This is a genomic window from Microbacterium sp. 4R-513 (genome assembly GCF_011046485.1).
Lineage (GTDB): Bacteria > Actinomycetota > Actinomycetes > Actinomycetales > Microbacteriaceae > Microbacterium.
Genome location: NZ_CP049256.1, coordinates 3,753,208 through 3,766,276, shown reverse-complemented (window position 1 = coordinate 3,766,276; position 13,069 = coordinate 3,753,208). Strand labels below are relative to the sequence as shown.

General features: G+C 69.7%; 11 protein-coding genes. 8 read left to right on the top strand and 3 right to left on the bottom strand.

The genetic code is table 11. The features are described from left to right. Window positions 1-194: 194 nt before the first annotated feature. On the top strand, window positions 195-1,415 hold the full coding sequence (locus tag G5T42_RS16825) for an HNH endonuclease signature motif containing protein (RefSeq protein WP_241245877.1): 1,221 nt from the start codon (window positions 195-197) through the stop codon (window positions 1,413-1,415). A 96-nt stretch (window positions 1,416-1,511) separates the two neighbouring features. Here the strand turns inward: G5T42_RS16825 and G5T42_RS16820 are convergent, their stop codons facing one another. Continuing rightward, complete coding sequence (locus G5T42_RS16820) at window positions 1,512-3,179, bottom strand: ATPase, T2SS/T4P/T4SS family (protein WP_165129893.1); 1,668 nt, start codon at window positions 3,177-3,179, stop codon at window positions 1,512-1,514. A 137-nt stretch (window positions 3,180-3,316) separates the two neighbouring features. Here G5T42_RS16820 and G5T42_RS16815 point away from each other — a divergent pair, with 137 nt between their 5' ends. Both G5T42_RS16815 and G5T42_RS16810 read left to right on the top strand, forming a co-directional pair. Beyond that, window positions 3,317-4,348: a YihY/virulence factor BrkB family protein gene (locus G5T42_RS16815; protein ID WP_165129892.1), complete on the top strand. Its 1,032-nt coding sequence runs from the start codon at window positions 3,317-3,319 to the stop codon at window positions 4,346-4,348. After that, window positions 4,341-5,081: an NAD(P)H-hydrate epimerase gene (locus tag G5T42_RS16810; protein ID WP_165129891.1), complete on the top strand. Its 741-nt coding sequence runs from the start codon at window positions 4,341-4,343 to the stop codon at window positions 5,079-5,081. Before G5T42_RS16815 ends, G5T42_RS16810 begins: the two co-directional genes overlap by 8 nt. Window positions 5,082-5,092: 11 nt before the next feature. On the opposite strand, the gene G5T42_RS16805 is transcribed toward G5T42_RS16810, so the two are convergent. Beyond that, on the bottom strand, window positions 5,093-5,824 hold the full coding sequence (locus G5T42_RS16805) for a glutamine amidotransferase (RefSeq protein ID WP_165129890.1): 732 nt from the start codon (window positions 5,822-5,824) through the stop codon (window positions 5,093-5,095). A 192-nt stretch (window positions 5,825-6,016) separates the two neighbouring features. Here G5T42_RS16805 and G5T42_RS16800 point away from each other — a divergent pair, with 192 nt between their 5' ends. Then, the gene (locus G5T42_RS16800) at window positions 6,017-8,458 is read left to right on the top strand and encodes a glycogen/starch/alpha-glucan phosphorylase (RefSeq protein WP_165130305.1); all 2,442 of its coding nucleotides are present in this window, start codon (window positions 6,017-6,019) and stop codon (window positions 8,456-8,458) included. A gap of 33 nt (window positions 8,459-8,491) precedes the next feature. On the opposite strand, the gene G5T42_RS16795 is transcribed toward G5T42_RS16800, so the two are convergent. After that, complete coding sequence (locus G5T42_RS16795; protein WP_347104032.1) at window positions 8,492-9,382, bottom strand: LysR family transcriptional regulator; 891 nt, start codon at window positions 9,380-9,382, stop codon at window positions 8,492-8,494. Window positions 9,383-9,510: 128 nt separating this feature from the next. On the opposite strand from G5T42_RS16795, the gene G5T42_RS16790 reads away from it, so the two are divergent. Genes G5T42_RS16790 through G5T42_RS16775 form a run of 4 tightly spaced genes read left to right on the top strand, consistent with a single transcriptional unit; the run spans window position 9,511 to window position 12,947 of the window. Continuing rightward, window positions 9,511-10,449: an NAD(P)-binding domain-containing protein gene (locus G5T42_RS16790; protein WP_165129889.1), complete on the top strand. Its 939-nt coding sequence runs from the start codon at window positions 9,511-9,513 to the stop codon at window positions 10,447-10,449. Window positions 10,450-10,477: 28 nt separating this feature from the next. Next, a complete protein-coding gene (locus G5T42_RS16785) occupies window positions 10,478-12,016 on the top strand; it encodes a CoA-acylating methylmalonate-semialdehyde dehydrogenase (RefSeq protein WP_165129888.1) in 1,539 nt (512 codons plus the stop codon). Window positions 12,017-12,062: 46 nt separating this feature from the next. After that, entirely contained in the window at window positions 12,063-12,281 is a 219-nt protein-coding gene (locus G5T42_RS16780; protein WP_165129887.1) for a response regulator, read from the top strand. A gap of 3 nt (window positions 12,282-12,284) precedes the next feature. Next, window positions 12,285-12,947 (top strand): CYTH domain-containing protein, encoded by a 663-nt coding sequence (locus tag G5T42_RS16775; RefSeq protein ID WP_165129886.1) that lies wholly within the window; start codon window positions 12,285-12,287, stop codon window positions 12,945-12,947. Window positions 12,948-13,069 lie beyond the last annotated feature (122 nt).

The window sequence follows — 13,069 nt, the reverse complement described above, 5'->3', positions numbered from 1 at the left end:
GCGCAGTTCTCTGGGGGGAGAAAGACGGGGTGGCGACGCGGGGGATGTCGCCACCCCGTCGCTCGCTTGTTGTTGCGGGTGTCGAACATATGTACTAAGCTCGTGCTATGCCACCGGAGAGCCGTTTGGGAGAGGCGCAAGCCCCCGACTGGCTGGATGAGCGGTTCATTCCCGATGTTCCGGACTCTCTTGCATTGGTCGTCGAAGTGGCCGACGTGATGTCCGTCCTCGCCGCACAGCGGCTCGCGCGGATCGATGCGATGCGACGCGAGGCGCTCGCCGAGGCGGAGCGATTCGGGCGGCAGCTGAACGAGGTGGCACACCGCTCGGTGCGGCTCGAGCTCGCCGCCGGGCTGCGGATCACCGAGCACGCAGCCGAGGAGCTGCTGCGACTTGCTGAGGCAGTGGTGCACCGGTATCCGGCCGTACTCGACTCTCTGTCTCATGCGCGCATGACGGAGCGGCACGCGAGCATCCTGGTGGACCTCGTCGACGAGGCGGAGGCCGAGCTGCGCGATGATCTCGTCGCTCGGGCTGTCGCGCTCGCCGAAGTCGAGCCGATCGGCACCTTCCGTCGGCGCCTCCGCAGCCTCGTGGAGTCTGCGCGATTCGTCACCCTCGCTGAGCGCCACGAAGCTGCTGCGTCGCAGCGCCGTACGGCCGTCATGCCTGCGGACGACGGCATGGCGTGGCTCATGCTCTTCGGCCCCGCGGTCGAGATCCAGGCGATCCACGGTCGGATTACGAGGATGGCCAAGGTCATCAAAGCGACGCCTGACGAGACGCGGACGCTCGACCAGACTCGCGCCGATGTGATGAGCGACCTCCTCATCGACGGACGTTCCAACCTGCATCCCGAGCAGGCGCGGGGGATCAGGCCGACGGTCGTCGTGACGGTGCCGGCGCTCGCGCTCCTGAAGGACGGCGCGGCGGCTGCGGCAGCGGCGACGGGGCAGCCGCCGACCGTCGAGGGAGTCGGTCCGATTCCCCTCGAGCGGGCTCGCGAGCTGGCCGGGGAAGACCGGTCGATGATGCGCATCCTCACCCATCCGGAGACTGGAATGGTGCTCTCGGTCTCGCGCGATCGATACGAGCCGCCTCCGTGGCTGGCGAAGCTCGTCAAGTGGCGGGCCGAGCGATGCATGGCTCCGGGATGCAGCGTCCCGGCCTCGAGATGCGAGGTCGACCACTCGATCGCGTGGCAGCACGGCGGTCACACCTCGCTCGGAAACCTTTGCCCGCTCTGCACGGGTCACCACACGATCAAGCACCACGGTGGCTGGACCGTGCGCCAGATCGAGGGGAGCGGTGGTGCTCTCGAGTGGATCTCTCCGACGGGGCGTCGCTATGTCGTGGAGCCGGAGCGCAGGGTTCCCGTCTTCCGGCCGGCGGAATCCGCGGACGCGCCGTTCTGACGGACGGGCCACCTGGCGGACGCGCCATCTGACGTAACTGCCCTTCGGAGGCAGTGCCCTTTAGAGGCAGCGCCCTCCCCAGGACCGCGCCGTCCTCTACACCGAGACCCGCAGCACCTCTTCGATGGTCGTGAGACCCTGCGCGACCTTGCTGAAGCCGTCCTCACGGAGCGACACCATGCCCTGCCGCAGCGCGACCTGACGCATCTCGCTGCCCGTCGCGCGCGTCACGACGAGCTGCTCGAGCTCCTCGGTGAGCGTCATGACCTCGTGCAGGGCGACACGACCGCGGTAGCCCGTCCCCGAGCAGGCGGGGCAGCCGGCCGCGCGGAAGATCTGGGGCGGGTCCGACGGGTCGTGCGGAAAACCGAGCGACGTCAGCACGTCGGTCGGCTCGGTGAAGGGCTCGCGGCACCGCGTGCAGAGCCGCCGGGCGAGACGCTGGGCGACGATGGCCTCGAGCGCCGTCGCCACGAGGAACGGCTCGCAGCCGATCTCGGTCAGGCGAGTGAGAGCCGACGGAGCGTCGTTCGTGTGCAGCGTCGACAGCACGAGGTGACCGGTGAGCGCCGCCTCGATGGAGATGACGGCCGTCTCGTGGTCGCGGATCTCGCCGACGAGAACGACATCGGGGTCGGAGCGCAGGATCGACCGCAGGGCATTGCTGAACGTCAGCCCGGCCTTGTTGTTCACCTGCACCTGGTTGATGCCGCCGATGCGGTACTCCACCGGGTCTTCGACCGTGATGACGTTGATCTTCGGGTTAGCCACGGCCCGGAGCGCGGTGTACAGCGTCGTCGACTTGCCCGACCCGGTCGGACCCGTCGCCAGCACCATGCCGTGCGGCCGCGAGATCGAGGCCTCAAACCGGTCGAGGTTGCGCGGCGACATCAGGAGGTCCGACATCGCCATCCGCTGACCGGTGTTGTCGAGGATGCGCATGACGATCTTCTCGCCCCACACGGTCGGTAGCGTCGCGACGCGGAGGTCGACCTGCCGGCCCTCGTGCGCCACCGAGAGGCGCCCATCCTGGGGCCGGCGCTTCTCCGCGATGTCGATCGACGACATGATCTTGAGGCGCGAGATGATGCCGTCCTGGATCGACCGGTCGGCCTTCTGCATCTCGTGCAGCACGCCGTCGATGCGGTACCGGACGGTCAGCTGGCTCTCGCCCGGCTCGACGTGGATGTCGCTCGCGCGGTCGTTGATGGCCTGAGAGATCAGGAGGTTGACGAACCGCACGACGGGGGCGTCGGCGTCCTGATCCTCGATCGTCTCGGTGAACGACTCGGACGTCGACTCGACGTTCTCCTCGATCGCGATGGACAGCTCGCTGAGCTCCTCGTCCGACCGCAGGAAGCGCTCGAACATCTGCTCCAGCGCGTCGCGCGCGACGACGACCGGCTCGACGAAGAGGTCGGTGACACTGGCGACGTCGTCGAGCGCGACGATGTCGTTGGGATCCAGGATGCCCACCACGAGCCGGTCGCCCCGGCGGTCGAGCGGGATCAGCTGGTACTTGCGGCAGATGTTGCCGGGCACGAGCGCCACGACGTTCGGGTCGAGCGGGATGTTCGCGAGCTCGACATAGCGATGGCCTGTGTGCAGCGCGACGGCCTCAGCGACCTGCGCCTCGGTCGCGATGTGCGCGTTGACGAGGTGCTCTCTGAGCTCCGGGCCGTCACCCACCTCGGCGAGCGCAGCCGACATCTCGGCCGCACGCACGGCCCCGGTCAGCACAAGCGTCTGTGCGAGTCCCCTCATTGGATCTCCCCAAGTCCATGGGAGTCCCCAAACCCCCACCTGAATCATAAGCGAGGAGGCCGGTTTCGCGGCTGTGAGAACGGGAAGCGACTGTCAAGCCCGCGAGGGCAGGGGGGCCTCGCCGTTAGCCTGACGACATGGCCGAGACCGCGGCATCCGTTCCGAAAGACCGCAACCTCATTCAGCGGGTCACCGCGTGGGCGCTGAGCACCAAACCCGTCCGGGCGCTGCTCCTCTACAGCGAGCACCGCGGCCCCATGCTCGCCGACAGCGTCACGTACCGCACGCTGTTCAGCGTCTTCGCGGGCGTGCTCCTGGGCTTCTCGCTCGCAGCGCTCTGGCTCGCGGGCAACCCGACGGCGTGGCAGGCGCTCATCGACGCTGTCAACGCCGCGATCCCGGGTCTCCTCGGTGAGGACGGCCTCATCGACCCCGCGGACATCCAGGCGCCCGCGGGCCTGACGTTCGTCGGCGTCATCGCCTTCATCGGACTCATCGGCGCGGCGATCGGCGCGATCGGATCGCTCCGCACGGCCCTCCACATCCTCGCCGACAAGGTGCATGACGACGTCTTCTGGGTCTGGGTGATCCTGCGCAACCTCGCGCTCGCCATCGGCATCGGCGCGGGCCTCGCGGCCGCCGGTGCGATCACCTTCCTCGGCACCGCGGGCGTCAACGTCATCCTCGGATGGTTCGGCGTCGGTGCGAATGAGCCCGTGGGGCTCTTCGCGGCGCGAGCGGTGACGGTCGTGGTGGTGTTCGCACTGGATGCCGCGGCCATCGCGGTGCTCTTCGTCGCTCTCTCGGGGGTCAAGCCCTCCGCCCGGTCGCTCTGGAGTGGATCGCTCTTCGGCGCCCTCGGGCTCATCGTGCTGCAGCAGCTGTCCGGACTGTTCCTGGGCGGAGCGTCGTCGAATCCGCTGCTCGCGTCGTTCGCGTCGCTCATCGCGCTGCTCCTGTGGTTCAACCTCTCGGCACAGGTCATCCTCATCGCGAGCGCGTACATCATCACGGGCGTCGAAGAGGAGGCCGACCGGGTCAAGGCGCGCCACGGCGCATCGACGTTCGCGCAGCGGCGAGTGCGGCGCGCCGAGGCATCCGTCCGCGTGGCGACCGAAGAGCTTCAGCACGCCCGGGCCGACGAAGAGAAGGAGCGCGCGAATGCCTGAGACCGGCGACGACACCGTCACGGGTCGCATCACCGTCCCGGCGTACACCGCCGACCAGGTCCGCGCCGCCGAGCAGCCACTGCTCGAGGCCGGCGAGCCGCTCATGCGCCGCGCGGCCGCGGCGCTCGCGCACGTCGTGCAGGGACTCGTCGACGAAGAGCTCGACGAGCACCCGGAAGAGGACGTGCGCGTCCTCGTGCTCGCGGGCAGCGGCGACAACGGCGGCGACGCCCTGTTCGCCGCGGCCGCTCTCCAGCGCGCGGAGGTCCACGTCCTGTCCACCGGCAAGCGCGTCCACGAGAAGGCGCTCGCCACCGCGCTCGCCGAGGGTGCCGAGCTCGTGCAGCTCACCGACGTGCGCGACGCCGAGCCTGTCTACGACCTCGTGCTCGACGGAATCCTGGGCATCGGCGCGGCGAGCGATCCGGCGCTCCGCGGCCTCGCGCGCGAGGTCGTCGAGACGCTCCTCCCGGCCGTGCGGGCCGCCGATTCGCGAGTCGTCGCGGTCGACCTTCCGAGCGGCCTTCAGCCCGACGACGGCACGACGGCCGACGACGCGGTGCTCCCAGCATCCGTCACCGTCACGTTCGGGGCCGCGAAGGCCGGCCTGGCCCTCGGCCGCGGCCCGGAGTTCGTGGGCGAGATCGTCCTCGTCGACCTCGGGCTGGGCGACGGACTGGCGGACGACCCGGCGGTGGCCGAGGCATCCGTCGCCCGCGTCATCGAGGGCTGAGAACCCCGGACCTACCGGGCGTAGCGCTCCACGAAAGTGCCGAGCATCCGGCTCGGGTGCGACACCGGAGCGCGCCGCACCGCATCGAGCGTCAGCTGCAGCTCGTCGGCGGCGAAGTAGCCGTGGGACGCGTACGCGTGGATGCGCGTCGTGATGCCCTCGACGTCGAGCTCCGGGTGGAACTGCGTCGCATAGACGTTCCGGCCGACGCGGAACATCTGGACGGGGCAGGTGGGGGAGGACGCGAGCAGCACGGCCCGCTCAGGCAGCCACGAGATCGCCTCCTTGTGGCCGACGAACGCCTCGAAGGTCCGCGGCATCCCTGCTAGGAGCGGATCGGATGCGCCACCCTCGGTGAGCGTCACGGGCACGACACTGATCGGCTCGGTGTAGGTCCGGTCGATCGTCGCGCCCAGGTAGGCGCCGACCGTTCCCACGCCGTAGCACGCGCCGAGGAACGGGAAGTCACGGGCGACGACTCGGTCGAGGAGCGCCGCGAACTCGGCCTCCACGCGATGCTGAACAGCCGACTTCTTCTCGGGCGGGTCCGAAGCGTTGAAAGGCCCGCCGCCCACGAAGATGCCGGAGAGCTCGTCGAGGTCGAAGTCGGGCATGGCCTCGGACTCGAGGCGCACGCGACGCAGCGAGCCCTCGTCGAGCCCCGTGTAGCGCAGGAAGAGCGCGTACTCCTCGTCGGCCGGGAGGTCTTCGGCCCGGGTGGCGAGAAGGACGAACGGTTTCACCATTCGACCCTAAAGGGCCGCCGGGCGACCGGCCGCCGCATGTTTCCATCGTGCAAACTCTCCTCACGAGCGCCATCCCGATTCCGCGCTCTCGGGATCAGTGGGTAGCGTTTCACCGTGCACGAAGACAACTCCGAGCCCCGCGTCACTCCGCACCCGCTGGGAGCGACGCATCCCCTCGCCCTCGCGCCGGTGACTTCGCCCCCCGTGACGGTCGACGGCTTCGTCCGCCAGTTCCTCGTGAACCTCAACTTCGACATCGGCGTGCCGCTGTCGAAGTCGAGCACGAACGACCAGTACCTCGCGCTCGCCGTGACGGTGCGCGACTACCTCATGGCGCGCTGGCTCGACGATCAGCAGCGCCAGCGCGAGGTGCAGGCGAAGGGCGTGTGCTACCTGTCCGCCGAGTACCTGCTCGGCCGTCAGCTCGACAACAACCTCCTCGCCTCGCGCCTGACCGACATCGCGAAGGACGCGCTGCAGCAGTGCGGCATCAGCCTCGACGCCCTGCGCGAGCTCGAGGTCGAGCCGGGTCTCGGCAACGGCGGCCTGGGCCGCCTCGCCGCGTGCTTCATCGACTCGCTGGCGACGCTCGGGGTGCCGAGCATCGGCTACGGCATCCGCTACGAGTACGGAATCTTCCGGCAGACCTTCGTGGACGGTCAGCAGGTCGAGCAGCCCGACGCGTGGCTCACGCTCGGCTCGCCGTGGGAGTTCCCGCACCCCGAGGCCGCGCAGCTGATCGCGTTCGGCGGTCACACCGAGACCTACGACGACGACGGCGTCGAGCGCAGCCGCTGGATCCCGGGCTGGAACGTGCAGGCCGTGCCCTACAACTACATGGTCCCCGGCTACCACAACGGGCGGGTCAACACCCTGCGCCTGTGGAGCGCTGTCGCGACGGATGCCTTCGACCTGCGCATCTTCAACTCCGGCGACTACGAAGAGGCCGTCCGCGCCCAGACCTTCGCCGAGAACATCTCGAAGGTGCTCTACCCCGAGGACTCCACCCCTCAGGGCAAGGAGCTGCGCCTGCAGCAGCAGTACTTCTTCGTCGCGGCGTCGATCGGCGACTTCCTCGACAACGTTCTGCCGGCCGACTACGACGTGACGAAGCTCTCCGACCGCGTGATCTTCCAGCTGAACGACACGCACCCGGTCATCGCGGTGCCCGAACTCATGCGCGTCCTCGTCGACGAGCGCAAGCTGGAATGGGATGCCGCGTGGGAGATCACGCAGCAGTGCTTCGCGTACACGTGCCACACCCTGCTTCCCGAGGCCCTCGAGGTGTGGTCCGTCGACCTGCTCGGCCGGCTGCTCCCGCGGCACCTCGAGATCATCTACCGCATCAACGACGAGTTCCTCGAGGCGGTGCGCGAGCGGTTCGGCGACGACGAGCTGCGCATCCGCGCGATGTCGATCATCGGCGAGCACCCGTTCCGCTCCGTGCGGATGGCCTACCTCGCGACGGTCGCGGGCGCGAAGGTGAACGGCGTCGCGGAGCTGCACTCCCAGCTGCTGCGCGACAAGGTCCTGCCCGACTTCGACGAGTTCTTCCCGGGCAAGTTCACCAACGTCACGAACGGCGTGACGCCGCGCCGCTTCATCCGGCTCGCCAACCCGAGCCTCGCCGACCTCATCACCGAGGCCCTCGGCGCCGGCTGGACCGTCGATCTCGAGCGCCTCCGCGGCCTCGAGGCCTTCGCCGCCGACCCCGAGTTCCGCGAGCGGTTCGCCGCGGTGAAGTACGCCAACAAGCAGCGGCTCGCCGAGGTGCTCCACGAGCGTGACGGGCTCGCCCTCGGCGACGGCCACATGATCGACGTGATGGTCAAGCGGCTGCACGAGTACAAGCGCCAGATGCTGAAGGTGCTGCACATCGTGACGGAGTACGAGAAGGTCGTCTCGGGCAAGGTCGCGGCATCCGACATCACTCCCCGCACGTTCATCTTCGGCGCCAAGGCCGCCCCCGGCTACGTCATGGCCAAGCGGATCATCCACCTCATCAACGCGGTCGGCGAGGTCGTGAACGCCGACCCGCGCGTCGAGGGGCGCCTCAAGGTGCTGTTCCCGCCCAACTACAACGTCACCCTCGCGGAGCGCGTCATCCCGGCCGCCGACCTGTCCGAGCAGATCTCGCTCGCCGGCAAGGAGGCCTCGGGCACGGGCAACATGAAGTTCGCCCTCAACGGTGCGCTGACCATCGGCACCGACGACGGCGCGAACGTCGAGATCCGCGAGCTCGTGGGCGACGACAACTTCTTCCTCTTCGGCATGTCAGAGCCCGAGGTCGAGGCGCTGTGGGCCAAGGGGTACCACCCGACGGAGTTCTACCAGGGTGACGACAACCTCCGCGGCGCGATGGACCTCATCGCGTCCGGAGCGTTCTCGGGCGGCGACCGGTCGGTGTTCGAGCCGATCGTCTCGAACCTCCTGTACGACGACCGCTTCATGGTGCTCGCCGACTACTCCTCCTATATCGAGGCGCAGGCGAAGGTCGATGCCGCGTACGCGGATCAGGATGCCTGGACCCGGTCGGCGATCCTCAACGTGGCGCGCACGGGCTTCTTCTCGTCGGACCGCTCGATCCGCGACTACATCGACCGCATCTGGCACACGCCGCCGGTGCTCTGACCCGTCAGGGTCGCAGGCGCACGCCCTGACTCGTCAGGGCCGGACCGGCACGGCCGCGATGTGCGCGCGGATGGCTTCGAGCGCCTCGGCCACCACGGGGTTGCGGGGGCCTTCGTCGCGCGTCACGGCCCAGTAGCGCAGCGGATGCGCGAACGCTCCGTCGAGCACGCGCACGAGGCGCGGGTCTGCGTCGGCGAGGAAGTCGGGGAGGAGTCCGACGCCCGCGCCGGCCGCCGTCGCCTCGACGTGCGCGAAGACGCTCGTCGACCGGATGGACGCGGGCGAGGCGGGCAGCGACTGCACGGCGTGGTCGAGGTCGTCGACCTGGAGCGACGACTCGATGTAGTAGACGAGCGGGTGGCGTGCGAGGTCGGCGACGGATGCCGGGGTCCCGGCTCGCTCCAGATACGCCGGCGTCGCATAGAGCCGGAGCGAGTAGGCGCACACGGGGGTCGCGAAGGCGCGGTGGACCTGCGGGCGACCGACGACGATCTCGAGGTCGACGCCGGATCGGTTCTGGCGGACGCGCTGTGTCGCGGCGATGAGCTCGACGGCGAGGGCGGGGTGCTGCGCCTGCAGCCGTGCCATCGCCGGTACGAGGAACACCGACGTGAAGGCATCCGGAGCCGCGATGCGCACCATCCCTTGTACAGCGGCGGCGTCCCCGGAGAGTTCGCGGACGGATGCCTCGATCCGCTCCGCGACGGCGAGTGCGCGCCGTCCGAGCTCGGTCACCTCCCATCCCGACGCCGTGCGCACGAGCACGCGGCCGCCCATCGCGTCCTCGAGCGAGGCGATCCTCCGCGAGACGGTCGAGTGGTTGACGCCGAGCACCTCGGCGGCAGCCGTATAGCGGCCGAGCCGGGCCGCGGCGAGGAAGGTCATGAGGGCGTCGAGTTGAGGCTCGCGGGTCGCGGCGGTCACAAGAGAAGTGTGCGCAGATGCACAGTTGGAGTGCAAGATTCGTGCGCGGTCGTGCATTGAGCGCAAGTGCTCGGGATGCCTATGCTGGCGTCGCATCCTTCCAACGACGCAGGATCTCAGGAGACCTCATGTCCACGATCGCCTGGATCGGACTCGGCCACATGGGCGCGCCCATGACGGGGCACCTCGTCGCCGCTGGCCACACTGTCCGCGGGTTCGACATCAACCCGGCCGCCGCAGCCGCCGCCGAAGCCCGCGGCGTGACGCTCGCCGGCTCCATCGCCGAAGCGCTCGAGGGCGCGGACGCGTGCTTCACATCGCTCCCGATGCCGCAGCATGTGCGCGGCGTCTACGAGGGACCGGACGGCATCTGGGCGAACGCCGCCACAGGAACGATCCTCCTCGACACGTCGACGGTCGACATCGAGACATCGCGCTGGTGCCACGCCGAGTCGGAGGCGCGGGGCTTCGTGTTCGTCGACTCGCCGATCTCGGGCGGCACGGCCGGTGCCGAGGCGCACTCGCTCACCTTCATGCTCGGCGGACGCCCCGAAGACGTCGAGCGGGCGAAGGAGTTCATCGGGCCGATGGCGGGGTCGATCGTCGCGTGCGGCGGCCCGACGAGCGGCATCGCGGCGAAGCTCGTCAACAACATGATGCTGTTCATCGGCGTCATGGCCGTCGCCGAGGGATCGCAGCTCGCCGAGCAGCTCGGCCTCGACCAGCAGACGTTCTGGCAGGTCGCGAACGCGTCCTCGGGCGGCTCCTGGCCGCAGCGCGTCTGGTATCCCGTTCCCGGCGTCGTCGAGACGTCAGCCGCGAACCGGAACTTCGACGCGACGTTCTCGGTCGACCTCGCGCGCAAGGACTGCGCCCTCGCGGTGCAGGCCGGCGAGACGACCGGCGTGCACCTCCCCGCAGCGCAGCTCGCGCTCTCTCAGCTCGTGCAGCTCGCCGAGGAGGGCCTCGGCGGGAAGGACTGCACCCTCGTGACCCGGCTCGCTACGCCCGACGGCACGCTCCGCGGCTACGACCCCTCGCTCGACCGCGTCGCGGCGAGCGCCTGACCTCACTCCCGGCAAGAAGGACGAGAACATGAGCACCTCCACGATCGAGAAGTCGCCGGCCGAGGCATCCGGCACCCTCCCGACGATCCCGCACTACGTCGCCGGCGAGCGCGTCTCGCCCACGGGCGACGACGTCCGCTTCGGCCGCGTCTTCAACCCGGCGACCGGCGCGCAGACGGCCGAGGTGGCGTTCGCGAGTGCCGACTTCCTGCACGAGGTCGCCGCGAAGGCGAAGGCTGCGCAGCCGGGGTGGCGCGAGACGGGCCTCGCCAAGCGCAGCGCGGTCATGTTCCGGCTGCGCGAGATCATCAGCTCCCGCGCCGAGGAGCTCGCCCGCGTCATCACCGCCGAGCACGGCAAGACCGTCGCTGATGCGCTGGGCGAGGTCGCGCGCGGCCTCGAGAACGTCGAGTTCTGCACCGGCCTGATGCACCACCTCAAGGGTGAGTACTCCGAGCAGGTCGCGGGCGGTGTGGACGTGCACCAGGTGCGTCAGCCGCTCGGCGTCGTCGCGTGCATCACCCCGTTCAACTTCCCCGCGATGGTGCCTCTCTGGATGGTCACGACGGCGATCGCCGCGGGCAACGCGGTGATCCTCAAGCCGTCCGAGCGCGACCCCTCCGCCGCCGTATGGCTCGCCGAGGCGTTCCGTGAGGCGGGGCTCCCCGACGGGATCTTCAACGTCGTGCACGGCGACAAGGAGACGGTGGATGCGATCCTCGACGACCCGATCATCCGCGCCGTGTCGTTCGTCGGCTCGACGCCGATCGCGAAGTACATCTACACGCGTGCGGCGGCCAACGGCAAGCGCGTCCAGGCGCTGGGCGGCGCGAAGAACCACATGATCGTCATGCCGGATGCCGACCTGGATGCCGCAGCGGACGCCGCCGTCTCGGCCGCCTACGGCTCGGCGGGGGAGCGCTGCATGGCCGTCTCGGTCGTCGTCGCCGTCGGCGACGTCGCGGACGGGCTGATCTCCAAGGTGAGCGACCGCATCGGCGGCCTCGTCATCGGCGACGGCACCGACCCGAAGTCCGAGATGGGCCCGCTCATCACGCGCGAGGCGCGGGAGCGCGTCGCCGGCTTCGTCGAGGGCGCCTCCGGCGAGGGCGCGAAGGTCGTCGTCGACGGGCGCGACCACAAGTTCGAGGGCGAAGGGTTCTTCATCGGCGCCTCGCTGGTCGACGACGTCAAGCCCGGCATGCGCGTGTACGACGAGGAGATCTTCGGCCCGGTGCTGTCGGTCGTCCGCGTCGCGAACTACGACGAGGCCGTCGAGCTCATCAACTCCAACCGCTACGCGAACGGCACCGCCGTCTTCACCCGCGACGGCAAGACCGCTCGCCAGTTCGAGTTCGACATCGAGGTGGGCATGGTGGGCATCAACGTGCCGATCCCCGTGCCGGTCGGGTCGTTCTCGTTCGGCGGCTGGAAGGACTCGCTCTTCGGCGACACGCACATGTACGGCCCGGAGGCCTTCAACTTCTACACGCGCCGTAAGGTCGTCACGACGCGCTGGCCCGAGCCGAGCGAGAGCCAGATCAGCCTCGGCTTCCCGACGCACTGACCGCCGCCTCCCGGCTCCCGCGCGGGGCCGGGAGTAGGCTCGACGCATGGCCATCGCACGACTTCACGGGGGCCCGCTCGACGGGCAGATCCTTCCTCTCGAGCAGCCCGAACTCGACTCGCTCATCGTCCCCTACGGCGAGGGCCAGATCGTCTACCGCCGCGACGGCGAGGTCGAGCACACCGGCACCGACGACGGCCCGACCGAGGCCGCGTTCTGGTTCGTCGAGGCGACCGACGACATCGGCAACTCCGCCGACGACTGAGCCGTGGCCGGTTCGAGCGAGACCCCGAAAGACGGTCCGTCGAGCTCGCTCGAGGTCGAGCTGAAGTTCGACGTCGACGACGCGACGCCCCTGCCTGACTGGACGGGGCTTCCCGGAATCACGTCGGTCTCCGACCCCGAGCCGCGCGACCTCGACGCCCGGTACTTCGACACCGACGACCTCGCCCTTGCGCACGCCGGCTACGCGCTGCGCCGACGCTCCGGCGGTCCCGACGCGGGGTGGCACATCAAGGGCCCGCGTGAGGAGGGCGGTGGCCGCACCGAGCAGCACTGGCCGCTCACCGGCGACGAAACGCTGCCCGCGGCGGTGCACGAGGCCGTCCGCTCCGCCGTGCCTCAGGCGACGGATGCCTCGCTCTCCCCGCTCGCCCGCATCCGCAACGCCCGCACGGCGTACCACCTGCGCGATGCCGAGGGCGGCGTCGTCGCGGAGTTCGTCGACGATCATGTCGTCGCGACCGACGAGCGCCGCGGCGGGGGAGCGGAGCAGGCATGGCGTGAGTGGGAGCTGGAGCTCGGCCCCGCAGCGCCCACCGATCCCGACGAGATCGCCGCGTTCTTCGCGGCTGCCGAGCGCGTTATGACGGCCGCGGGCGCGCGGCCCGCGGCATCCGATTCCAAACTCGCCCGCACCCTCGGGCACTGACTCGGCGGCCCGCTCGGCCACTGACCCGGCCGCCCGCTCGCCCACCGACCCGGCTGCCCGTCGAGCCCACACATCGGCGCGCGAACCCACGCGTTGAGGTCGCACGGACGTGGGGGGTCGAG

What these genes read in the sequence shown, in the direction of transcription:
- G5T42_RS16815 (WP_165129892.1), top strand. Translation starts at nt 3,317, where the DNA reads ATGGCCGAGACCGCGGCATCCGTTCCGAAAGACCGCAACCTCATTCAG.
- G5T42_RS16790 (WP_165129889.1), top strand. Translation starts at nt 9,511, where the DNA reads ATGTCCACGATCGCCTGGATCGGACTCGGCCACATGGGCGCGCCCATG.
- G5T42_RS16820 (WP_165129893.1), bottom strand. Translation starts at nt 3,179, where the DNA reads ATGAGGGGACTCGCACAGACGCTTGTGCTGACCGGGGCCGTGCGTGCG.
- G5T42_RS16810 (WP_165129891.1), top strand. Translation starts at nt 4,341, where the DNA reads ATGCCTGAGACCGGCGACGACACCGTCACGGGTCGCATCACCGTCCCG.
- G5T42_RS16785 (WP_165129888.1), top strand. Translation starts at nt 10,478, where the DNA reads ATGAGCACCTCCACGATCGAGAAGTCGCCGGCCGAGGCATCCGGCACC.
- G5T42_RS16780 (WP_165129887.1), top strand. Translation starts at nt 12,063, where the DNA reads ATGGCCATCGCACGACTTCACGGGGGCCCGCTCGACGGGCAGATCCTT.